The organism is Vibrio sp. 1288 (assembly GCF_033344475.1).
Map to the genome: position 1 here is coordinate 40,757 of NZ_JAWPOX010000019.1, position 22,140 is coordinate 62,896.

At 46.8% G+C, this 22,140-nt stretch carries 22 protein-coding genes; 8 read left to right on the top strand and 14 right to left on the bottom strand.

All coding sequences use genetic code 11. The features are described 5' to 3' along the window. The first annotated feature begins 101 nt into the window (after nt 1-101). A complete protein-coding gene (locus R8O11_RS15065; RefSeq protein ID WP_318194254.1) occupies nt 102-2,423 on the top strand; it encodes a Tex family protein in 2,322 nt (773 codons plus the stop codon). Nucleotides 2,424-2,527: 104 nt separating this feature from the next. Here the strand turns inward: R8O11_RS15065 and R8O11_RS15070 are convergent, their stop codons facing one another. Next, on the bottom strand, nt 2,528-2,992 hold the full coding sequence (locus tag R8O11_RS15070; RefSeq protein ID WP_005379316.1) for a hypothetical protein: 465 nt from the start codon (nt 2,990-2,992) through the stop codon (nt 2,528-2,530). A gap of 124 nt (nt 2,993-3,116) precedes the next feature. Continuing rightward, a complete protein-coding gene (bioH, locus tag R8O11_RS15075; protein WP_005384724.1) occupies nt 3,117-3,884 on the bottom strand; it encodes a pimeloyl-ACP methyl ester esterase BioH in 768 nt (255 codons plus the stop codon). A gap of 84 nt (nt 3,885-3,968) precedes the next feature. Here bioH and R8O11_RS15080 point away from each other — a divergent pair, with 84 nt between their 5' ends. The 4 genes from R8O11_RS15080 (at nt 3,969) to cysQ (ending at nt 6,994) form a co-directional block, all read left to right on the top strand. Then, on the top strand, nt 3,969-4,694 hold the full coding sequence (locus R8O11_RS15080; protein WP_213883695.1) for a ComF family protein: 726 nt from the start codon (nt 3,969-3,971) through the stop codon (nt 4,692-4,694). 97 nt (nt 4,695-4,791) lie between these two features. After that, entirely contained in the window at nt 4,792-5,376 is a 585-nt protein-coding gene (gene nfuA / locus R8O11_RS15085; RefSeq protein ID WP_005379313.1) for a Fe-S biogenesis protein NfuA, read from the top strand. Nucleotides 5,377-5,552: 176 nt separating this feature from the next. Then, nucleotides 5,553-6,122, top strand: a complete 570-nt coding sequence (gene nudE, locus R8O11_RS15090) for an ADP compounds hydrolase NudE (RefSeq protein WP_256894610.1) — start codon at nt 5,553-5,555, stop codon at nt 6,120-6,122. A 44-nt stretch (nt 6,123-6,166) separates the two neighbouring features. After that, complete coding sequence (gene cysQ, locus R8O11_RS15095; RefSeq protein WP_005379308.1) at nt 6,167-6,994, top strand: 3'(2'),5'-bisphosphate nucleotidase CysQ; 828 nt, start codon at nt 6,167-6,169, stop codon at nt 6,992-6,994. A 292-nt stretch (nt 6,995-7,286) separates the two neighbouring features. Here the strand turns inward: cysQ and R8O11_RS15100 are convergent, their stop codons facing one another. Genes R8O11_RS15100 through gspC form a run of 12 tightly spaced genes read right to left on the bottom strand, consistent with a single transcriptional unit; the run spans nt 7,287 to nt 18,595 of the window. Beyond that, on the bottom strand, nt 7,287-8,048 hold the full coding sequence (locus R8O11_RS15100) for a type II secretion system protein N (protein ID WP_086046433.1): 762 nt from the start codon (nt 8,046-8,048) through the stop codon (nt 7,287-7,289). A 1-nt stretch (nt 8,049) separates the two neighbouring features. Continuing rightward, entirely contained in the window at nt 8,050-8,541 is a 492-nt protein-coding gene (locus tag R8O11_RS15105; RefSeq protein ID WP_005383002.1) for a type II secretion system protein M, read from the bottom strand. 7 nt (nt 8,542-8,548) lie between these two features. Continuing rightward, nucleotides 8,549-9,751, bottom strand: coding sequence for a type II secretion system protein GspL (gspL, locus tag R8O11_RS15110; RefSeq protein ID WP_318194255.1), 1,203 nt, complete (start codon nt 9,749-9,751; stop codon nt 8,549-8,551). After that, the gene (gene gspK, locus R8O11_RS15115; RefSeq protein ID WP_005379302.1) at nt 9,720-10,730 is read right to left on the bottom strand and encodes a type II secretion system minor pseudopilin GspK; all 1,011 of its coding nucleotides are present in this window, start codon (nt 10,728-10,730) and stop codon (nt 9,720-9,722) included. The genes gspL and gspK overlap by 32 nt, the downstream gene beginning before the upstream one ends. Next, nucleotides 10,723-11,400, bottom strand: a complete 678-nt coding sequence (gspJ, locus tag R8O11_RS15120) for a type II secretion system minor pseudopilin GspJ (protein WP_318194256.1) — start codon at nt 11,398-11,400, stop codon at nt 10,723-10,725. Before gspJ ends, gspK begins: the two co-directional genes overlap by 8 nt. Next, a complete protein-coding gene (gene gspI / locus R8O11_RS15125) occupies nt 11,387-11,776 on the bottom strand; it encodes a type II secretion system minor pseudopilin GspI (RefSeq protein WP_318194257.1) in 390 nt (129 codons plus the stop codon). Before gspI ends, gspJ begins: the two co-directional genes overlap by 14 nt. Then, complete coding sequence (locus R8O11_RS15130) at nt 11,763-12,362, bottom strand: prepilin-type N-terminal cleavage/methylation domain-containing protein (RefSeq protein ID WP_318194258.1); 600 nt, start codon at nt 12,360-12,362, stop codon at nt 11,763-11,765. The genes gspI and R8O11_RS15130 overlap by 14 nt, the downstream gene beginning before the upstream one ends. A 29-nt stretch (nt 12,363-12,391) precedes the next feature. After that, nucleotides 12,392-12,835: a type II secretion system major pseudopilin GspG gene (gspG, locus tag R8O11_RS15135; protein ID WP_005379298.1), complete on the bottom strand. Its 444-nt coding sequence runs from the start codon at nt 12,833-12,835 to the stop codon at nt 12,392-12,394. A 59-nt stretch (nt 12,836-12,894) separates the two neighbouring features. Continuing rightward, nucleotides 12,895-14,112: a type II secretion system inner membrane protein GspF gene (gene gspF, locus R8O11_RS15140; RefSeq protein WP_005382993.1), complete on the bottom strand. Its 1,218-nt coding sequence runs from the start codon at nt 14,110-14,112 to the stop codon at nt 12,895-12,897. Beyond that, nucleotides 14,112-15,614: a type II secretion system ATPase GspE gene (gspE, locus tag R8O11_RS15145; RefSeq protein ID WP_005379296.1), complete on the bottom strand. Its 1,503-nt coding sequence runs from the start codon at nt 15,612-15,614 to the stop codon at nt 14,112-14,114. Before gspE ends, gspF begins: the two co-directional genes overlap by 1 nt. Beyond that, nucleotides 15,614-17,632 (bottom strand): type II secretion system secretin GspD, encoded by a 2,019-nt coding sequence (gspD, locus tag R8O11_RS15150; protein ID WP_005379295.1) that lies wholly within the window; start codon nt 17,630-17,632, stop codon nt 15,614-15,616. The genes gspE and gspD overlap by 1 nt, the downstream gene beginning before the upstream one ends. Before the next feature lie 36 nt (nt 17,633-17,668). Next, nucleotides 17,669-18,595, bottom strand: a complete 927-nt coding sequence (gspC, locus tag R8O11_RS15155) for a type II secretion system protein GspC (RefSeq protein ID WP_318194259.1) — start codon at nt 18,593-18,595, stop codon at nt 17,669-17,671. Nucleotides 18,596-18,848: 253 nt separating this feature from the next. On the opposite strand from gspC, the gene hslR reads away from it, so the two are divergent. The 3 genes from hslR (at nt 18,849) to pckA (ending at nt 22,107) form a co-directional block, all read left to right on the top strand. Next, nucleotides 18,849-19,235, top strand: a complete 387-nt coding sequence (gene hslR / locus R8O11_RS15160) for a ribosome-associated heat shock protein Hsp15 (RefSeq protein ID WP_005379292.1) — start codon at nt 18,849-18,851, stop codon at nt 19,233-19,235. 31 nt (nt 19,236-19,266) lie between these two features. Then, the gene (gene hslO / locus R8O11_RS15165) at nt 19,267-20,142 is read left to right on the top strand and encodes an Hsp33 family molecular chaperone HslO (protein WP_005379290.1); all 876 of its coding nucleotides are present in this window, start codon (nt 19,267-19,269) and stop codon (nt 20,140-20,142) included. 336 nt (nt 20,143-20,478) lie between these two features. Continuing rightward, the gene (pckA, locus tag R8O11_RS15170) at nt 20,479-22,107 is read left to right on the top strand and encodes a phosphoenolpyruvate carboxykinase (ATP) (RefSeq protein WP_005379288.1); all 1,629 of its coding nucleotides are present in this window, start codon (nt 20,479-20,481) and stop codon (nt 22,105-22,107) included. The last annotated feature ends 33 nt before the right edge of the window (nt 22,108-22,140 follow it).

A 22,140-nucleotide genomic window follows, 5' to 3' on the forward strand; every position in this document is an offset into this window, starting at 1 on the left:
CGCCCGGTAAATTTTTGCCTCGTTAATTTAAAACATTGCAAATTCTTCGAACGACCCCAATGTTCTATACAACCAAAACCGAATTAAAAGAGAAAACACGGATGAGCCAAGCTATCTGTCGCATGATTGCTCAAGAACTGAATGTTCGCCCAGAGCAAGTCAACGCCGCTGTCACCCTAATTGATGATGGCAACACCGTCCCTTTTATTGCACGTTACCGCAAAGAGGTAACGGGGGGCCTTGATGATACCCAGCTGCGTACTTTGGACAGCCGTCTGTCTTACCTTCGTGAAATGGATGATCGCCGTCAAACCATCCTCAAATCAATCCAAGAGCAAGGCAAACTGACGCCAGAGCTAGAACAAGAGATCGCGCAGGCAGACAGCAAAACTCGTCTTGAAGACTTATACCTACCTTACAAACCCAAGCGTCGTACGAAAGGTCAGATCGCGATTGAGGCTGGTCTTGAGCCACTCGCAGATCAACTTTGGAATAATCTACAAACCGAGCCAGAAAGCGAAGCAAGCAAATACCTTGATGCAGACAAAGGCATCGCAGACACCAAAGCTGCATTGGATGGCGCTCGCGCGATCATCATGGAGCGCATCGCAGAAGACGCAAACTTACTGGAAAAAATTCGCAACCACTTAAATCGCAATGCGGAACTGGTCTCACGAGTCGTTGAAGGCAAAGAGCAAGAAGGCGAGAAGTTTAAAGATTACTTCAACCACAACGAGCCCCTAAGCAAAGTGCCATCGCACCGCGCACTGGCGATGTTGCGTGGCCGTAACGAAGGCTTCCTGACATTGGCAATGAATGCCGATCCAGAACAGGAAGAAGGTGCTCGTCAGTCTTACTGCGAAACGATTATCGCCGACCATTATGGCGTGACGCTAAGCAGCGCACCGGCGGATACCTGGCGTAAGCAAGTGATCAGCTGGGCATGGCGCATCAAAGTATCGATGCACATGGAAACCGAGCTAATGGGCGCAATGAAAGAGCGCGCTGAAATCGAAGCGATTGAAGTATTCGCCACTAACCTAAAAGACTTGTTGATGGCAGCACCGGCTGGCCCTCGTGCAACACTTGGTCTAGATCCGGGTCTGCGTACAGGTTCAAAAATCGCGGTTGTCGACTCAACAGGTAAAGTGCTTGCCACCGAAACCATCTACCCTCACCCACCACAAAAACAATACGACAAGTCAGCACAAATCGTTGATCAGTTGGTGCGTAAGTACAATGTGGATTTGATTGCGATTGGTAACGGTACGGCTTCACGTGAAACCGACAGCTTTGTCGCAGACGTCATCAAACGTGGCAACCTGAAAGTTCAGAAGCTCATCGTAAGTGAAGCGGGGGCTTCGGTTTACTCAGCGTCTGAGCTTGCAGCAAAAGAGTTCCCGAATATGGACGTATCACTGCGTGGTGCAGTGTCGATTGCACGTCGTTTGCAAGATCCATTGGCTGAACTCGTGAAAATTGATCCGAAATCTATTGGTGTGGGTCAATACCAGCACGATGTAAGCCAATCTATGTTGGCAAAACGCCTAGATGCGATTGTGGAAGACTGTGTAAACGCGGTTGGTGTTGATGTGAACACTGCTTCTGCGGCGCTACTGACGCGCGTAGCAGGCTTATCAAGCACCATCGCGCAGAACATTGTCGACTTCCGCGATGAGAACGGCCGCTTCGAAGCACGTACAACCTTGAAGAAAGTACCTCGTTTAGGTCCTAAGGCGTTCGAGCAGTGTGCGGGCTTCCTGCGTATTATGGATGGTAAGAACCCACTTGATGCGTCTGCGGTTCACCCAGAAGCGTACCCAGTGGTCAAAGCGATTTCTGAGAAGAACAACAAAGATATCAAAGCACTGATTGGTGATTCAAGCTTCCTTAAAGGTCTGCATGCGGTCGATTACACCGACGATAACTTCGGCGTTCCAACCATTACAGACATCATCAAAGAGTTAGACAAGCCGGGTCGTGACCCACGTCCAGAATTCAAAACGGCGACCTTTGCAGAAGGTGTAAACTCGGTATCTGACTTGGAACCGGGCATGATTCTAGAAGGCGTGGTGTCTAACGTAGCCAACTTCGGTGCCTTCGTTGATATCGGAGTTCACCAAGATGGTCTTGTGCATATTTCTGCACTGACAGATCGTTATGTGTCTGACCCACGTGAAGTGGTGAAAGCGGGCGACATCGTCAAAGTGAAAGTGATGGAAGTTGACGTGCAGCGTAAGCGTATTGGTCTATCGATGCGTATGAACGACGAACCGGGTCAAGACAACCGCAGCCAACGCTCATCAGCAGCGCCACGTCGTAATGACCAACCGCAGCGTCGTCAGCCTCGCCGTGATGATTCGTCATCGAACAGCGCGATGGGCGGTGCGTTTGCTGCTGCGTTTGCTAAAGCGAAAAAGTAACCTTACCTAGGCTTCACCGCTAACGAGCTTTCATAACTAAAAAGAAAACGCTCCAATCAGTCAACCTGCTTGGAGCGTTTTTGTTTGAGTAGGATATTGAGTCGTCATAATACTGCTATCACTTCTGACGGGGTATGGGGAGCGACTGCATGACCATAATGAAACTTGATCACCTTCCTGCGCTTTTCCATTAATCCTTCATTGATCGCAGCATCCAAAATGCGCTTAGGTAGTCGAAAGCGTATCGCGTAGCCTTTCCCCTGGTCTTCACTATACGATTTGAGCGCAAGCAAACTAAAAAGCCGTTCTAGTGTATCTTCCGGCTCTTCTTGATAACGCGTGTCGACTTCCGTTTCCATATCATAATCAGGATGCTCTGAAGGATCCCAAGAAGACTGACGTCGGCGCTTGTCGTCACCTTTTACTTTTCGCTCTGCATTGGTTTTGGCCAATGCGACCGTTGGCGTTACAGGCTCTCGGACTTTATTGTCGCGAGCTGCTTGTTCCGTCTGCACATTCACGGATGGGGCGATCAGTGGCACACTTACGTTGGTCGGTGACACAATCATTGCGAACCCTCCTCAGAGTCGCCCAACTCGTCAATATGGCTTAGCTTTATTGGCTAATAAAACCTCACCAGCCTTTATATCGACCACTTTTTAAACAACTTGAGGTATTTCCGCTCGTACTTGCTCAATCGTGAGCAAACTCTCGGATTTGAACACAAAATTCGTCATGTTCGGTGATAAAAGGCGCATGAGAGGACTGATTAAAAACAAACTGCTGGGTATGAGGCAACTGTTCACTTAAATCGTTAGCTACTTTAATTGGCACCAACCCATCTAAACGGCCATAAAGACGCAACATTGGAACAGAAAGAGACGTCAACGCATCGCGCAGATCCACATCAGCAAGGATGTTTAGCCCAACCAACAGCGATTCAGGGTTTGGCTGAGGGCGCGATAGTACCGCTTGCTTGAGCTGTTTAACGTCTTTACGCGCTGATGGGCTGCCCATCGCTTGCAACGCCATAAAGCGCTCAATGGTCAGTGAGAAATCTTCTAGCAACTGAGAGGTGAACGCACTCAGTACATTCGGTTGAATGCCACGCCACGGTTTTTCTGCGGCAAATTTAGGTGAGCTGGCAACCGTAATCAACTTAGCCACGCGCTCGGGCATATTTAATGCCACATGCGTCGCCACTAAACCTCCGAGGGACCAACCAAGCCAAATCGCTTTCTCTGGCGCACCTTGCACCACCAAGTTAGCAATATGGTCTAAATCTTCAGCATGAGATTCGGCGCTATGTCCGTACCCCGGAAGGTCAACCACATGAACTCGGAAATAAGGTTGAAGAGACTCGACTGTCTGCTGCCATACCGCACCATTCATGCCCCAACCATGAAGTAACACCAAATCTGGTCCCTGACCAAATGACTGCCAGTGTAATTTCGTGCTCATGCTCTCAATCTCCCCCACTTATTTTATTCCCTAAGGCTTCAGCCAAGCGTTAGGCTGAGTAAAATATCACCATGAATAAACGCTATGTTATCTCATCACTGGCAAAACATCATGCATCGCGTATTGAGCAGTCAATGCGGCCTGTGTCGGTTCCCTATTCAAACACCAAGCCACACAAATACTCTGCGCTGGTGCGAGCACTGTTTAAAATACCTAACTCCGGTAAAACGATGTCAACGCTGCGGTTTATCATTACAAAAAGAAGAAATGAGTACGGATAGTATTTGTGGTGAATGTCTTTCAGAGCCACCGCCATGGCAAAGGCTATACACGTTAGGCGATTACGACTTTCCCCTTTCACGGGAAGTACAACGCTTTAAAGATCACGGAGAGTCTTGGCATGTAAAAGCATTAACCGAGCAACTGGCACAGCGCATCACCACGCCAGCTCCAATCATTACCAGTGTGCCATTGCACTGGCAGCGTTACCTGCGCCGGGGTTTTAATCAAAGTGATGTTTTAGCCCGACACCTCGCCAAGCAATTGCAGACTAATTTTGATGCGAAGGTCTTTCGTCGAGTAAGGCTCGCCCAATCACAGCGTGGTAATACCAAAACAAGCCGTGAACAAAACTTAAAAGGCGCGTTTATTCTCAATAAGCGCCCTCACTCTTCCCATGTTGCCATCGTCGATGATGTAGTCACCACAGGCAGTACCGTCCGACAATTATGTCATTTACTACTTGAAGTTGGCGTAGAAAGCATCGATATTTACTGCATCTGCAGAACACCTGCTCCTCGTTCTCTCTAGATCGCTTCGCCATGCCTTAGCATCAAAAAGACTAGACCCATACGTCAACAAGAGTAGAATAGCAGCAGTAACCTACAAATTTACTCGGGTATTCGTCGTGTCAAATATTACTATTACAGAAACTGCGCAAACGCATTTCGCTAACCTTTTAGGTCAACAACCTGAAGGCACTAACATTCGTATTTTCGTTGTGAACCCAGGTACACAAAACGCTGAGTGTGGCGTGTCTTACTGTCCACCAGAAGCAGTAGAATCGACCGACACTGAACTCTCTTACAGCGGTTTTTCAGCTTACGTTGATGAGCTAAGCCTGCCATTCCTTGAAGACGCTGAAATCGATTTTGTTACCGATAAAATGGGCTCTCAGTTAACGCTAAAAGCACCTAACGCTAAAATGCGTAAAGTTGCGGACGACGCACCACTGGTTGAGCGCGTTGAGTACGTTATCCAAACTCAAGTGAACCCACAACTTGCTGGCCACGGTGGTCACGTAAACTTGGTTGAGATCACTGAAGACGGTGTTGCGATTGTTGCATTTGGTGGCGGTTGTAATGGCTGTTCTATGGTTGACGTAACACTAAAAGAAGGCATCGAGAAAGAGCTGCTAAACCAGTTCATTGGTGAACTAACCGCAGTTCGTGATGCTACAGAACATGACCGTGGTGATCACTCTTACTACTAAGAGTAAACACTGTCAGAAAATGGGAGGCTTCGGTCTCCCATTTTTGTATCGATACTGAGGTGATGCTGAGATGCTTAGCTCGACTCGTAAAATCCGCTAGAAACTCAGGCGGAGTTCTCATATATTAAGAATCTTACGCATCTCGTAAACGCCAACGACACCAAGGAGCCAGCGTCATGCCGAAACGAACCCCACCAGAGATACTCTCATGCCAGACGGTTGCAAAATCCAAACTGTTTGCTGTGGAAGCGCTCGACCTTCGTTTTTCCAATGGTGAGCACCGTACTTATGAGCGTATGAAGCCAAGTGGACGAGATGCTGTAATGGTAGTCCCTGTAACAGAACAAGGCGATTTATTACTGGTGCGTGAATACGCCGCTGGAACTGAACGTTACGAGCTAGGTTTCCCAAAAGGGCTGATTGACCCAGGAGAAACACCACACCAAGCTGCGGATCGTGAGTTAAAAGAAGAAATCGGCTTTGGCTGCAATCAGTTAACCCCGTTGAAACAAGTTATCCTCGCGCCATCTTACTTTTCGAGCAAAATGACTCTATTTTTAGGACAGGCGCTTTATCCAGAGAAGCAAGAAGGCGATGAGCCTGAACCACTGGAAATTGTGCGTTGGCCACTTGCGCAAGCCGAAGAGTTATTAACTCACATGGATTTCTGTGAAGCACGAAGCATCACAGCGCTAATGTTGGCACTGAAACACTTACCACACACCACTCACAAGCATAACCAATAACGGTCATTAGAACCGAATAACACTGTGAGTAAGGACTATCACTTATGCCAATGACAAAAGATCTATCTCACCTACTTCCTCAAGTCATCGAGATTGCCCGCAGTGCTGGGCAAATGATCCTCGAAATATATGAAAAGAAGCAATACGAGGCCTACACCAAAAGTGACGAAACTCCCGTAACAAGTGCAGATATTGCAGCTCACAAGTTCATCACTGAACGCTTGAGTGATCTGACGCCTGACATTCCCGTGTTGTCAGAAGAAGACGCAGACATAAGCTTAGAGCAACGCGCTCAGTGGGAACGTTATTGGTTAGTCGACCCTCTTGATGGTACTCAAGAATTCATCGCTCGCAGTGGTGACTTTGCCACTATTATTGCGTTGGTCGACAACAATCGACCAACCATGGGCGTCGTTTACGGCCCTGTATCTGGCGTGACTTACTACGCTTATAATGGCAAAGGCGCCTGGAAAATTCCCGACATGTCGGACAGCGTCAAAATCCATACACACAAACACGAACAGCCAGAGCAAAGCATCGCAATTGCTATTAGTCGTCGCCAAGACATCAATCGTATTACTAACCGTATGAGCAGCGCCTGGAATTACGACTTAATACCGCTCGGTTCTGCAGCATTGAAAGCATGCCTCGTCGCGGAAGGGGCGGTAGATTGCTATCTCCGACTAGGTCCAACAGGTGAGTGGGACACCGCTGCGACACAATGCATTGTTGAAGAAGCTGGCGGACGTATTCTCAGCACGCAATTAGAACCGCTGTCATATAACGAGCGGGAAACACTAGAAAACCCGAACTTTATTGTTCTTGGTGATGCGGATTTACCTTGGAATGAGATTTTACAACGCAAAGATTAAGCGCCCTATCGGTAAAATTTAGAGCACAAAATTCTAGCAATAGAAAGGCCACGAATATCTTCGTGGCCTTTTCTTTTTGACCTTCTGTACAGCACTTGGAGTATTTGGCCTACTATGTTCCAATTGCCTGTAAAGCTGAACGAAAGAAAACAAATCAATTAAAAATCATGGTTTTAAATTTCCATTCATTCCCAATGTACAGCGAATAGAGGTTTTAGCTTACGATGATCCAAAAGCAAAAAGAGCTGCACAATAGCAGCTCTTTTAAGATATTGGATTTTGTCACGATAGGTTAGAAGCGCCCTTGGTAATTAAACTCATATTGACCTTGAGCATTCGGCTTACCCAACCATTTCAGTTGCTCCCCCATGCTGGATGGGAACTCTGCACCAGGTTTGAACCACGCTTTGGTTGAGTACCGTTGATTAGGCATCAGTTCAGCGGAAAACGCCGCAGAGACTTGTTTGCTGCTCTGCTCACCAGTTGCCGTCAATACACTATCCTGACAGTTTATATCGGCAATCACAGGACCGAGATCTAAGCTGCCAACGGGACTTTGAATACCACTGGCATTCCATACTAAAGTGCCTTCACCGTCCTTACACCAAGGCGCAGCATAAGTCGCATGACGAATATTCAGCTCAAGCTGCCCATCAACACCAACAGGCACAGGGAGGCGCGCTTGCTCAACAACTTTTACCGCCGGAATCGAGGCAACTAAGTTTTTGGCATAAGGGCCATCACTTAAGCTATAGCCGACAGAACCGCGCCCACGAACGTCCATTTCACTACCACGACCAAAGCGCACAGCAAACTCAGCTTTACCTGTCAGTAGACTCGACCATTGGAAATCCCAATTAACTTCTCCAAGGTTCTGGCGCTGCCAACGAATACTAGAAGCTTGACCTTGCCATACCGAACCGTTGGCTCCTTGAATGTCCAGGCCTCTCACTGTTGGTGCTTGTTGTAACACCCAAGAGACTGGTAATCCCATTAAAAGACTGACTGAAAAAAAGACGATAAAGATAACAACGTAAAGTACTGCTCGCTTCACCTTAACCTCGCTTAAACTGAAGGCGGTTTACATCGATCATGCCCGCTTGCTCTGTTCGGTCGATATCTAAAAATTCGACTTCAATACCCTGTTGCTCTTTCAAGTAACGTAACCAATCCACTAGTTGATTAAACGCGAGTGGTTTGATCCACACTTGAACGCTCTCATTACGAGGTTGTACTCGAATCAACTCAACTTTATAACGACGAGCTGAAGAAGAAACCAACTGATTCAACGGTTGACTAGAGTAGCTCACACCGCTGCTTTTTCGCAGTGCAGTGATGCCATCCGCTTTATCTTGTACCCAAGCTAGCAACTGTTTTTCGCTTTGAATACGTGACTGAGCTAGCTCCGCACGTTGGCTCATTGGCTGTAATAAACCCCAATAAATAATACCGATAACGGCAATAGCGCCACATCCCATGACCAAACGCTGCTCACGCTGCGAGATGCTGCTCCACCAAACCTGAGCTTGAGAAATTAAGTTTTTCATCATCACCTCACAAACGCTTCAAAACAAAGCTGCCAACCACAACGTTATCGCTACGGTTCAACTGACCTTGCTCAACATTAAACTTCTCTGCCAATTTCACACGAGCCTGCTCAAAAGGTTGGAAGTCTGAACTACGAGCCTGAATACGTACTTCGCCACGTTGTCCGTCGTATTTAAAGCTAGTGATCTCCAAGTCGCTGACCTGACCAAGCGTCGCGGGTAATGCCGCCAACCATGACAACATTGCCTGCTGACCACTTCCACCAGATAAGCGGCGCTCTTCATCATCCATTTGTCGTTTGAGGTAACTAACGGTAGGAATGCGTCGTTTATTTGGGAACACTTGGCGGAAAATACGCTCACTCTCCTCACGATACGCTTGAGCTTGTGCTTCGTACTTGTGGACCACGAGCAACTGCTGCGCAACCATGACGACGATAAGCCCCCCCGCAGCAATGGTGGTTTTTTGCCAGAGCTTCCAGTATTTACCCCAAGAAGATTTCGGCTTGAAGATCCCAGTCAGCAAATTGACTTTGCTTTCTGTCACCCCCTTCGCCAGTAAAGCCATCGTCATTTCTTCTGGTTGCGGATCCCATATTTCAGGTAACGCAGATTCAGGGACCGAGCTAAAGCAATCGAGCTTCCAACCTTCATGATTTTGTAGATAAGAAGAGAGGTAAAGGTCTAACCAAGAAGCGTCGACAACCGCGCCCTCTGTCGCAGAGTGACGAATTAGCCATTGCTCGCCAATCATTGTAGCACTGCTGTGCTCTCCACGAACCGGTAATGCAAGCACATCGGGTAAAATGCGTTTAATGGCGATACCTTGGCATGAAAAACGTTGCAGTACAGTCTGAATCCAAGCACGTTCAACTGCGCAAATCTGCGCTTTGTCCGCTTGTTTACCCAACACGCTAAAGTGCAGGCCATCAACGTCCTGAGCAACTTCGTCTTCCACTAAGTACGGTAACATCGCCTCGAATTGGCGTGTTGCACCAGGCGGTATATCCACTTGCGTCAGGACCACATCATTACTCGCCAACAGCGCCACAACTTGGCGCTGACCAGCATATGAGACCAATTCATCTAAGTGTTCCCACCCGGCGATTTCACCGCTAGCAATCACTTCCTGTTGATCTGTCGACCACACCACCCAAGGAATGGTACTTTGTTGTTCGCTACTCAGCCGAACGGTCAGAAACTCGCTCACTGATCCCTCCAAAACGACGGCGAACTACGGTCACCGTTTCTCTATTTGTACTTTGCAAAAGGCTTCGGATACGTACACGTGATTCATCCACCAACACTTGTGCATCCAATTCAAAAAAGGCGCTATCCACACCCAAATAGCCTTTGGCGTTTTTCTTTACATCTTCACTTAAGCCAGCCATTTCTGACTCTGCTAAAAATTCATCAATGCTATCCCACCCATCAAATGGGCGTTTTTCAATTAGCTGAATCGCATCACTACTGCTTAAGTTTGGTGAGAACATTGCCACCAAAATCGGAGCTTGCTCAACATCAATCGTATTCACGTTTAAACGCCAGTCATCACTTGGTAATGCACAGACCAACGGCTCCAATTTTTGGAAAATTTCACCACTCACCTGATAGACAGCCCGTAACTCGGAAGCATCTGCCATCCAACCATTTGATGCTAAATAGGAAGGCTTCATCGCTTCATATGTGCTGTCTTCAACCCCAGTAGTCGAACGGACAGAGTCGTCAGCATCAATGTATTCCCAAGTAGAGTCTGCAATGATTTCTGCTTGATATGGCTCGACATCCAACTCTTCTAATAGGCGCTGCAATACATTCACTAAATATGGTCTTGTAATTTGCTGACCCGTTGGTTGCACACGACTCAATACATTTAGATTAAAGCACGCTTGCTTGTCTCTAATTCGTCCCGCCGCTTGACCATAATCTAACGGATAGACTTGCTCTTTTATCGCCCACGGTTGACTCATATTAATCGTGTCGGTGTCTTTATAACTTTGTTCGATACCCACTTTTGCTAGCGCCTCGACGCCAAGGCTGTACCAGTACGCTTGCTGGTAATTGATTTGATTAGCGCCTCGCTGAAACTGCAAGAACAAACGTTCCGACATGCTGGCGGCAACCGTCGCCATAATCGCCAGCAACATCAACACTATAATCAAAGCAACACCGCGCTGACGGTTAACCATTATTGCTGTCTCCTGAACTTTCCTCTTTCTGACTCAATGTGCCATCAGGAGTGAGATAAGTGCGGGTAATTTCTCCATAGTCTTTGAGAGTTAGAACAACAGAAACCGCTTTCGGCAGCGCTTTTTCTTCAGCCCACTCTTTTTTCCATTGCTTACCATCATAGAAACGCATATCAAATGACTCGACCTGCGTTAGCAATGGAGTAACAGTACCTTGTTGCCCAACCGGCGTATCAGGATAGCGCCACCATACTCGCTGCAGTGTTTCTTCTTTTAAGCGATAGCCAACCTTGGTTACTTCTCCACGAGGGAACTGCTGCTGAGGGTTGTGCCAACCTAAACGGGCAAACATCAGTCCTTTGGTATCGGAGTCCAACAGGTAATCGGACCAAAAAATTAGCCGGCTAGCAGGCTCTTCACCATTAGTACGTGTTTGACGCATCACCATTTGACGAAAATCGTTATCCATCATCACCATGGCACGCTGAATTTCGTTTAAGCGTTGGGTTCGTTCTTGTGATAGCGCATTGCTACGCTGTACTTGCGATACCACTTGGTACGCAGCGACACTTAAACTGGCAAAGATGGCAATCGATACCAACACTTCAATAAGTGTAAAACCTTTTACCCTTTGGCGCGTGTTTGCGCGGGGATGATTATTGCGCCACATAGCTTCGTACCGTTACTACAGGGCTCGCGCTTTTCTCTACCGAGACGCTCACATCAAATGCTTTCAGCAATGGCTGCGTCGTGGCGACTGGCGTGACTTTCCAGAACCAAGTGCGTCCTGCCAGCTCTTCTGTGCCGTTTTTCGCTTTGAGTTCTCCGGTATTCAACATCACATTTGCCATCTGATTATCCACAACCATGGCTGCAAACACTTTTTCTTCTAGATAACTGATTGTATTAATATGCTGGCTCACAGAGCGAATGACACTGATGGCAGCGGTAGCGAAAATTGCCAGTGCGACCAATACTTCCAGTAAGGTCATGCCTCTCGTCCGGCGATGACTCAAATTTGGGCGAGCTTGCTTAAAATTGCGCATTCTCATCCTCTTTCACTTCTTCGCCCGGAGCTAATAACAAAATTTGTCCACTTTCTTTGCCAATGACTCGCCAACCGTCATTAAAGGCATCACCATTTTGCGGAAAAAAAGACAGGGTGAATGGCGTGACTTCGGCGCTGGAAAAGATAAACACTTGCGGTGGCTCAATTTTCTTTTCGTCCTCTTCTTCTGCGAACATGTCTTCATCAAAAAGAGAACCTGGTTTGAATAAGCGCTCATCATTATCCCAAGCACCACCGCCGAGTTCGAGTTGTAGCGTAATATCTTCTTCTAGCTTGGTTTTGCTCGGAATCTGCTTTAATTTCAGAGGCTGCCAACCTTCTGAGGTTAAACTCAGTAAAACGTAGGTCGATTTGGCATCATCCACTCGAACGCCAAAATCTTTACCGCTCAGCACCGCTTCTTCATTGAGCAGCTGTAAACGTTGAAAAAAACTTTGAGCATACTGTTTGGAAAGATCTTTTTGGCTAGTCGGTAACGTCGAGATCACGGCCACAGCCGTAAGAGATAGCAAAAACAGCACCAATAGAATTTCTATCAATGTAAAACCGTTATGTTTTCGCATTTGTTTCATTAGTGCTGGCTTAGGCTCAATTATTGGAAGTCTTGCATGTTCCAGTTGCCAATATCTGCAGCTGGACCTTCTCCACCTTCTTGGCCATCTGCGCCTAGAGTGAAGATATCGATTGTACCGTTATCACCTGGGCTTAAGTATTGGTACTGGTTGCCCCAGGGGTCATTAGGAAGACGTTTGATGTAACCACCATCACGGTAGTTGCGTGGCTCTGGGTTAGATGGCTTGCTAACCAATGCTTCTAGACCTTGGTCCGTTGTTGGGTAAACGCTGTTATCCAACTTGTACATATCTAGGGCATTTTCCAGCGCTACGATGTCCGTAATCGCTTTTTGTTGGTCAGCCTTCTCTTTGTTACCCAATAGGTTTGGAACAACGAAACTTGCCAAAATACCAAGGATAACGACAACAACCATCACTTCTAAAAGTGTAAAACCCTGTTGTTTACTACGCTTAAACTTCATTTTTTTCTCCGAAAGTTAGATTAAAGCCATGCCGTTAGTAGACACGTCTTAATTCGAAATTATCCGCTCATCAAATTATTCATTTCTAGCATTGGCATCAAGGTCGCCATCACAATGAACAACACTAATCCAGCCATTAATGCAATCAGCGCAGGAGTAAACACACCCAGAGCAATATTGACTGTTGATTCAAAGTTTTGATCTTGGTTATCGGCTGCCCGCGTCAACATGCTCTCTAATTCACCACTTTGCTCACCACTGGCGATCATGTGTAGCATCATTGGTGGAAACAAGCGGGTTTGGTCCAACGCCTTACGCAAACTAGCGCCCTCTCGGACGTTATCCGCTGCAAGCAACACTTGCTGCTTCACATAACGGTTAGACATAACATCTACCGCAACGCGCATACCCTCGAGAATTGGAATCGCACTGGAAGTACAGATCGAAAGTGTTCGCGCGAATCGTGCGGTATTCAAACCTCGAGAGATCTTACCTATTAGCGGTAAGCTCAAGATTTTTCTGTCCCAAGCTAAGCGAAAGTCTGGCTTTTGCAACGCCAGTTTGAGGCCATAGAAAAGCGCCACCAGCACAACGAAAATAATCAGCCCCCAATCTTGCACAAACTCACTGGCTGCCAGTAAAAATTGCGTCGATTGAGGTAACTCTTGGCCCATCTGAATGATGGGTTCAATGATTTTAGGAACCACTGTCGCCAATAAGAACGAAACGATGACAACCGCGAATACCACCAAAACTACAGGATAAATCATTGCTTGAAGCAATTTAGAACGCATCTTTTGGCGGTTTTCGACATAGTCTGCCAAACGCTCTAATACGGTATCGAGGTGACCTGATTTTTCGCCCGCCGCAACCATAGAGCGGTACAGTTCATCAAACACGTGTGGGTAATCGGCAAAACTGTCGGCAAGCGGATAACCCTCTGTTACTTTCGAGCGAACCGCAGCCAACATAGAACGAATCCTCGGCTTTTCAGCCTGCTCAGAGACCGCACGCAAACACTCTTCCAAAGGCATTCCTGATTGGACTAGCGTAGACAATTGCCGTGTGATGAGTGCCAGCTCAGATGTCGAGATGCCGCGCTTAAAGCTGACTGAACCTGAAGACTTAGCCGATTTAGCTTTCGTCTCGACCACTTCAATCGGGATCATCCCTTGCTCTTTGAGTCGCTGGCGCACTTGTCGGGCGTTGTCCCCTTCTATCGTGCCTTTTTTATGCTTGCCTTTTGCATCTAGCGCTTTGTACTCAAATGCCGCCATTAGGTTTCCTTCGTCACTCGCATCACTTCTTCAAGTGACGTAATGCCACGACGCACTTTGCTTAAACCATCGCTGCGAATACTTGGCGTATGGGCGCGAACGGCTCTCTCAATTTCTTGCTCACCAGACTCTCGGTGAATCAACTCTTGCACTTGCTCATCAACCATAATGAGCTCGTGGATACCTGTTCGACCTCGGTAGCCTTTTTGGTTACACGCTTCACAGCCTTTTGCTCGGTGCAGTTCTAACGGTTCATGCGCTTCCATACCAAACAGTTTTTTCTGTTCCGCATCGGCTTCATACGGCTCTTTACAGCTTGGACAAAGCGTTCGAACTAAGCGCTGCGCTAGCACCCCTAATAACGAAGAAGAAATAAGGAATGGCTCAATACCCATATCACGTAGACGCGTAATCGCACCCACTGCGGTGTTGGTGTGGAGAGTCGACATTACCAAGTGACCCGTTAAGGACGCTTGCACTGCAATTTGTGCGGTTTCTAAGTCACGGATCTCACCGACCATCACCACATCCGGGTCCTGACGCAGAATGGCACGCAAGCCGCGCGCAAACGTCATGTCGACCTTTGGGTTCACCTGAGTTTGACCGATGCCATCAATATCAAATTCGATCGGGTCTTCAACCGTTAGAATGTTGCGTTCGTTGCTATTGATCTCTTGCAAGCCAGCGTACAAGGTGGTGGATTTACCAGAACCTGTCGGGCCCGTCACCAAGATGATACCGTGAGGGCGACCAATCAAGTGACGGAAGTTGTCATGCACTGAAGGGGTCATGCCCAAACTATGTAAATCAAGACGAGTCGCGTTTTTATCCAACAGACGCATTACCACGCGCTCCCCATGAGAGGACGGCATCGTAGATACACGCACGTCCACCGCACGACCACCGATACGCAACGAAATACGGCCATCTTGAGGCACACGCTTTTCTGCGATATCTAGTTTAGCCATAACCTTCACACGAGAAACTAGCAAAGGCGCTAGCTTACGACTTGGGGTCAGAACTTCACGCAATACGCCATCGACACGGAAACGAATCGAAAGGGTTTTCTCGAACGTCTCAATATGAATATCCGACGCACCTTCTTTGATCGCTTCGCCCAACATGGCGTTGATCAATTTGATGATTGGCGCATCGTCTTCCGATTCTAATAAGTCTTCATCGTGCGGCAGTTCTTCAGCCAAAGAGAAGAAATCATCGCTATCAGCACCAATATCTTCCATCAACTGACGCGCTTCAGACGAGTCGCGTTGATATGCTTCAGTCAGCTTTTTATCAAAGGCTTCTTTATCGATAGGTTGTGGTACGAAGCTTTTCTTTAATACACGACGGACTTCAACCAGAGCCGCAGGGTTAAGCGGCTCGACATAGTAAAGAATAGGTGGACGCTCAGGATGCTCTGTCTCCAGCACCAGTTTAAAGCGGTTGGCAAAACTGAATGGCAGACGACGCATACTTGGCGCTGTGTCTAACATATCAACCATTAGTTGTTTTCCATTTGATCAATAAACGCTTGAATCTCTGTTGGGTGCTGACGCTCCTGGCCAAAGGCAGGCATAACCGGGATCTTCTCGTCAGCCATCAACTTCAACCCTTGATCCGCTTTGTAAAGCTGTTCTGCGCGAATAAAGTTGTATTTACGCTGCGTAATACCGTCGGCCGTCACACCATCGCGAATAATCGTCGGCTTGATGAACACCATCAAGTTACGTTTTTCTGTTTGCGTGCTAGTTGACTTGAACAGATGGCCAAGTACCGGAATGTCACCCAATAGCGGCACTTTAGACTCACTTTCAAGTGCGCGTTCATCGACCAAACCACCAAGAACCAACATCTGACCATCTTGGATCATGACAGAGGTGTTTAACTGTCGTTTAGCAAAGCGAACGTCAACCGCACCGTTTGCGCCTAATACGTTGGAAACTTCTTGTTCAATGTTTAACTGTACAGAGTCACCTTCGTTAATTTGTGGCACTACTTTGAGTTTGATACCGACTTCTTTACGGTCAACCGTTTGGAATGGGTTGTCGTTGTTTGAGCCAGCCGTAGAGCCCGTAATAACCGGAACCTCTTCACCCACAATAAATGATGCTTCGCCATTATCCATTACGGTAATACTCGGAGAAGATAGAATGTTTGAGTTGGAGTCAGAAGCAACAGCACTAATTAGCGCTGTCCAGTCACCCATGACAATACTCATTGCCGCACCATTTACTCCGCTAAGTGCTGAAGCTAGCGTAGAGTAGTCACCTGATTCAGTAACATCATATGGCGTTCGTTCGCCATTAGAGTTGGTATAGTATTCAGTTCGGGTTTGATCTTTTGCTTCTTCTAGACCAACCATTACCTGACCAATCGGGGCTCCTGAGTTACCGTACTGAATTACAGCACCCGTTTCTAATGAACCCCACTGAACACCTAGGTTAATACCATCACCTTCAGACATTTCGACAATTAACGCTTCAATAAGAACCTGAGCACGACGAATATCGAGTTGAGAAATGACGTCTTGTAATGCCATCATAATATCTGGTGGCGCTGTTAAAACTAACGAGTTAGTTGCAGCGTGAGCAGCAATGACGACCTCACCACGCGATGCACCTGATGTTTTCTGACCGGCTTGTTTTTCAGCTTGCAGGTTATCGGAAACACCTTTCAATACATCCACCAAATCTTCAGCTTTCGCATTTTTCAGGTACACAACTCGGTTGTTACCTTTTGTCGCCATTTCAACATCAAGTTGACGAATCAAACGTTTCAAGCGGGCTCTTACTTTTGGATCACCAGAAATTAAAATCGCGTTAGTACGTTCATCGGCCACAATTTTAGGTTCAAGGAACTCTGGCGTGCTTTTCTGATTCGCACTTTTATTCAGTGCTTCAACAATGCGTACCATTTCAGCAGCAGATGCATTACGCAGCTCTACCAATTCAATTTCTTTATCACCGGCTTGGTCAACTCGCTTGATGATCTCTGCTAAGCGATTCACTACTGCCGCACGACCTGTGATCAAGATAATATTCGCTGGATCATAATGAACCACGTTACCGGCACCGGCGTTATCAATCAGCTGACGAAGTAGAGGAGACAACTCTCGAACCGACACATTACGCACCGCGACAACTCGAGTGATAACACTATCGCCTTGCGCGCTGCCATCACCTAACACAGGGATTGCTGAGGTTTTTGAGTCTTTTGCTTTGATAACCTTAAGTACCCCATTGTCCATCTCTACGACTGCGTAACCGTATACTTCAAGGACATTAAGGAAAAAGCTGTAGTATTGCTCTTCGTTAAGAACGTCATAGCTGCGGACATCGATTTTACCGCGTACTGAAGGATCAACAATGATGGTCTTTTCGAGGTTACGACCCACTATGTTGATGAATTCTTGAATATCAGTGCCTTTAAAGCTCGCACTAAATTCGTTTGCCATTGCACCTGGTACGCAGAGTAAACTTCCTGCTAGTAGCCAAGCACTTTTGCTGAACCAATGTTTCACGTATGTCTCCCTGAACTTACGCCGGTTGCCTAAGTCTTACAATTGGATATAGATATCGTACTGTTGGCCGTCTCGCTCAACAGTTAAATTTAATTCTTGCGGATCGCTCATCACTTGCATCAGTTGTACTGAAGAAGACGGGTCACTTAAATCGATCCCGTTCAGTTGAACCGCAATATCGCCAGGTTGTAGTCCTACATCATTAAATAATGCGGCATCACGACCAGGTGATACTCGATAACCAACAATGTCTCCGTCTTTTTTGACGGGTGAAATGGTGATGTATTTAAAAACGCTTTGTGGATCTTTCGCAATTTCCTCGCGGATTTGCTCTAATTTCTCTCCAACGTCAGACGTCGCTGCTTCTGCTCGCTGAGCTTGCGCCCTGGCTACCTGCGGCGATTCAGATAGCTTCTTATATTCTATACCTTCCATCATTAAGGTCTCGTCTCGACCTTGGTTATCAATGATGACGCGATCCACCAATACCGCTTTTAGTGTCGCACGTGTCCCTTCGATTTCTTCACCCAAACCGTACGTAGCTTGCTTACCTCGGTTAGCAATAACAGCAAGGCTGGTGTTGACATCACTACTTGCAACCGCACCGACCAGCGTAAGGTTAAGGCGCGTCTTAGGGGCGTCTTTAACAATGGGCTGTTCTACAACTGCCGCTTTTTGCTCAGTGTATTTACCGAATAGGTTGGCATTCTGAAGGGCATTAAAATCTATCGCGTCGCCTTTATTGCTCGCGACAACGCCACTCGCCGATGGACGCCATTGCGGCACTTCCGACGATTGAGGTATGGCTAACCACACAATTTTGCCAAGTATCCATCCGGTTATCGCAATAAACAGACAGGTAAGCAACAAGCTAAGTTTGGCTTGAATGGTATAATGATTGGACTTGATCTGAGCCAGTAGCGGTCTGCTTGATAATCCTGCACTTAGCTCTAAACGTTTCACTGAATGGATTCCTTTATTCTAACGTCCGTCATTTAAGCTATAACGATAGCTATCGACTTTAAATTGCTAAATTTGCAATAAAATTATTACTCAACAAAGAGCAGTGAACTATATCACAAGTTGTCTTTCATACCTTTTTCTTATGCAGTTTTTGCCAACTCCCTTGAAAAAAATACGCCTTGACTCCATCTGTAGGTGAATAATCCATCACTCATTGCCGTATTCGGGCAGTGATTAGATAGCGTAGTGTTCTATGAGTTCCCTAAATGAAGCCGTTAGGCTAGATAAATGGCTATGGGCCGCAAGATTTTACAAAACCCGCTCCATCGCGCGTAACATGGTCGATGGCGGTAAAGTCCACTATAATGGCCAACGAAGCAAGCCGAGTAAAATCGTTGAAGTGGGCGCTGAAGTCAGACTTCGTCAAGGCAACGAAGAAAAAATCGTGATCATCGAACAAATCTCAGATCAACGCCGAGGCGCTCCCATCGCACAAACCTTATATCGCGAAACCAATGAGAGTATCGCGAAACGTGAGGAACACGCGACTCAACGTAAGCTTAATGCCCACAACCCAAGTCCGGAACGCCGCCCAGATAAAAAGCAGCGCCGAGACATCATTAAGTTCAAACACCAATAAAAGCCGGAATTACCAACGAGGAAAGCACTCCATGGCAAATAATGTTTTAAACCGCTACCTATTCGAAGATCTTTCAGTACGTGGCGAGTTGGTACAATTAGATGAAGCGTACCAACGTGTTATCTCCAGCAAGGAATATCCGGCAGCAATAGAGAAACTGCTGGGTGAGCTACTCGTTTCAACTACTCTTTTAACTGCCACTCTTAAGTTCGAAGGTTCGATCACCATCCAGCTACAAGGCGACGGTCCTGTGTCTCTTGCCGTTATCAACGGTGACCATAACCAACGTGTTCGTGGCGTAGCTCGCTGGGAAGGCGATGTTGCCGATGACGCAAATATTCACGATCTAATGGGTAAGGGCTACCTTGTGATCACCATCGAACCGAAAAACGGCGAGCGTTACCAAGGCGTCGTTGGACTAGAAGGTGACACTTTAGCAGAAGTGCTAGAAGGCTACTTTGCAAACTCAGAGCAGTTAAAAACGCGCCTATGGATCCGCACTGGTGAGCATGAAGGCAAAGCACACGCAGCAGGTATGTTGATTCAAGTGATCCCTGACGGCACTGGCTCTCCAGATGATTTCGAACATCTAGAGCAGCTCACTGACACAGTAAAAGATGAAGAATTGTTTGGTTTAGAAGCGAACGAGTTATTGTATCGACTATATAACCAAGACAAAGTACGTCTGTACGAGCCGCAACCTGTCGAGTTCCATTGTGGCTGTTCTCGTGAGCGTAGCGGTGCAGCAATCATCACCGTTGAGAAAGCTGAAATTTATGACATTTTGGCAGAAGTTGGATCAGTTTCTTTACATTGTGATTACTGTGGCACAACTTATACGTTCGACGAATCTGAAGTCACTGAACTGTATGCACAAGCTTCTACAGACAAGAAAACCCTGCATTAATTTACATAGCTTATCAAGCACGTAATTTACCCTACAAAAGGCCAGCTTAATGCTGGCCTTTTTGTGATCAACCCCTCGTAATAACTAGCCTCAAGCGTAATAAAACAACTGCTTAATTTTAAACAATTAATAATGATTTTGCCCTAGCGCAAAGGATTGCGTGCACGATAGACTATTCCCACCAATATGTGACGGGTTACCTAAAACCTTATTGAAATCATGGGTAAATTTTGAGCTATCTCCCTGTTTTCTCCCCGCCCCGTTGCTAGCATGGTGAGCAGATTAAAATTAAAACATTCTTACAAAATCCCTACAAAATCCTTATAAGGAGCACCTATGACCGTTATGGAACATACTAAGGCTGCAACACTTGATCTAACCAAGCACGGACTGCATAACGTAAAAGAGGTTATTCGCAACCCAAGCTACGAAATGTTGTTTGAGGAAGAAACGCGTGAAGACCTAACCGGTTATGAGCGCGGCGTGGTTACTGAACTAGGTGCGGTTGCCGTTGACACTGGCATCTTTACTGGTCGCTCACCAAAAGATAAATACATCGTCAAAGACGCTACGACAGAAGAACATATGTGGTGGACGTCTGATCAAGTGAAAAATGATAACAAGCCAATCACTCCTGAAGTGTGGGACGAGCTAAAAGAACTGGTCACAAACCAGCTTTCTAACAAACGCTTGTTTGTTGTTGACGGTTACTGTGGTGCAAACCCAGATACACGTTTGAGCATTCGTGTTATCACAGAAGTCGCATGGCAAGCGCACTTCGTTAAAAACATGTTTATTCGCCCGACGGAAGAAGAGTTAGCGACATTTGAACCAGACTTCGTAGTAATGAATGGCGCAAAATGCACTAATCCAAAATGGGAAGAGCAAGGCCTGAACTCAGAAAACTTCACCGTATTTAACCTAACTGAGCGCATGCAACTTATCGGTGGTACTTGGTACGGTGGTGAAATGAAGAAAGGTATGTTCGCGATGATGAACTACTTCCTTCCACTAAAAGACATCGCATCAATGCACTGTAGCGCTAACATGGGCAAAGATGGCGATGTAGCGGTATTCTTCGGTCTATCTGGTACGGGTAAAACGACCCTGTCGACTGATCCTAAACGTGCGCTAATTGGTGATGATGAGCACGGCTGGGATGATGATGGTGTCTTCAACTTCGAAGGTGGTTGTTACGCAAAAACCATCAAACTTTCGAAAGAAGCGGAGCCGGACATCTACAACGCAATTCGTCGTGATGCACTGCTAGAAAACGTAACAGTACGTGGCGATGGTTCTATCGACTTTGATGATGGTTCGAAAACAGAAAACACACGTGTTTCTTACCCTATCTACCATATCGATAATATCGTTAAGCCAGTATCAAAAGGCGGTCACGCGAATAAAGTGATCTTCCTATCAGCCGATGCATTTGGCGTACTGCCTCCAGTATCTAAATTGACACCCGAGCAAACTAAGTACCACTTCCTGTCTGGCTTTACCGCCAAACTAGCGGGAACAGAGCGCGGTATTACTGAGCCAACACCAACTTTCTCTGCTTGTTTCGGCGCGGCGTTCCTAACGCTTCACCCAACTAAATACGCAGAAGTACTGGTTAAACGCATGGAAGCAGCAGGCGCTGAGGCTTACCTAGTGAATACTGGTTGGAACGGCACTGGCAAACGTATCTCTATTCAAGATACACGCGGAATTATTGATGCCATTCTTGATGGTTCGATTGAAGAAGCACCAACTAAGCACATTCCAATCTTCAACCTTGAAGTACCAACGTCACTACCAGGTGTGGATCCTAGCATTCTAGACCCTCGCGACACGTACGTTGACCCACTTCAGTGGGAAAGCAAAGCGAAAGATTTAGCAGCGCGCTTTATCAATAACTTTGATAAGTACACAGACAACGCTGAAGGTAAATCCCTGGTTGCGGCTGGTCCTCAGATTGATTAAATCGAGTAACAGCGACGTCGCGTAAACGCAGTG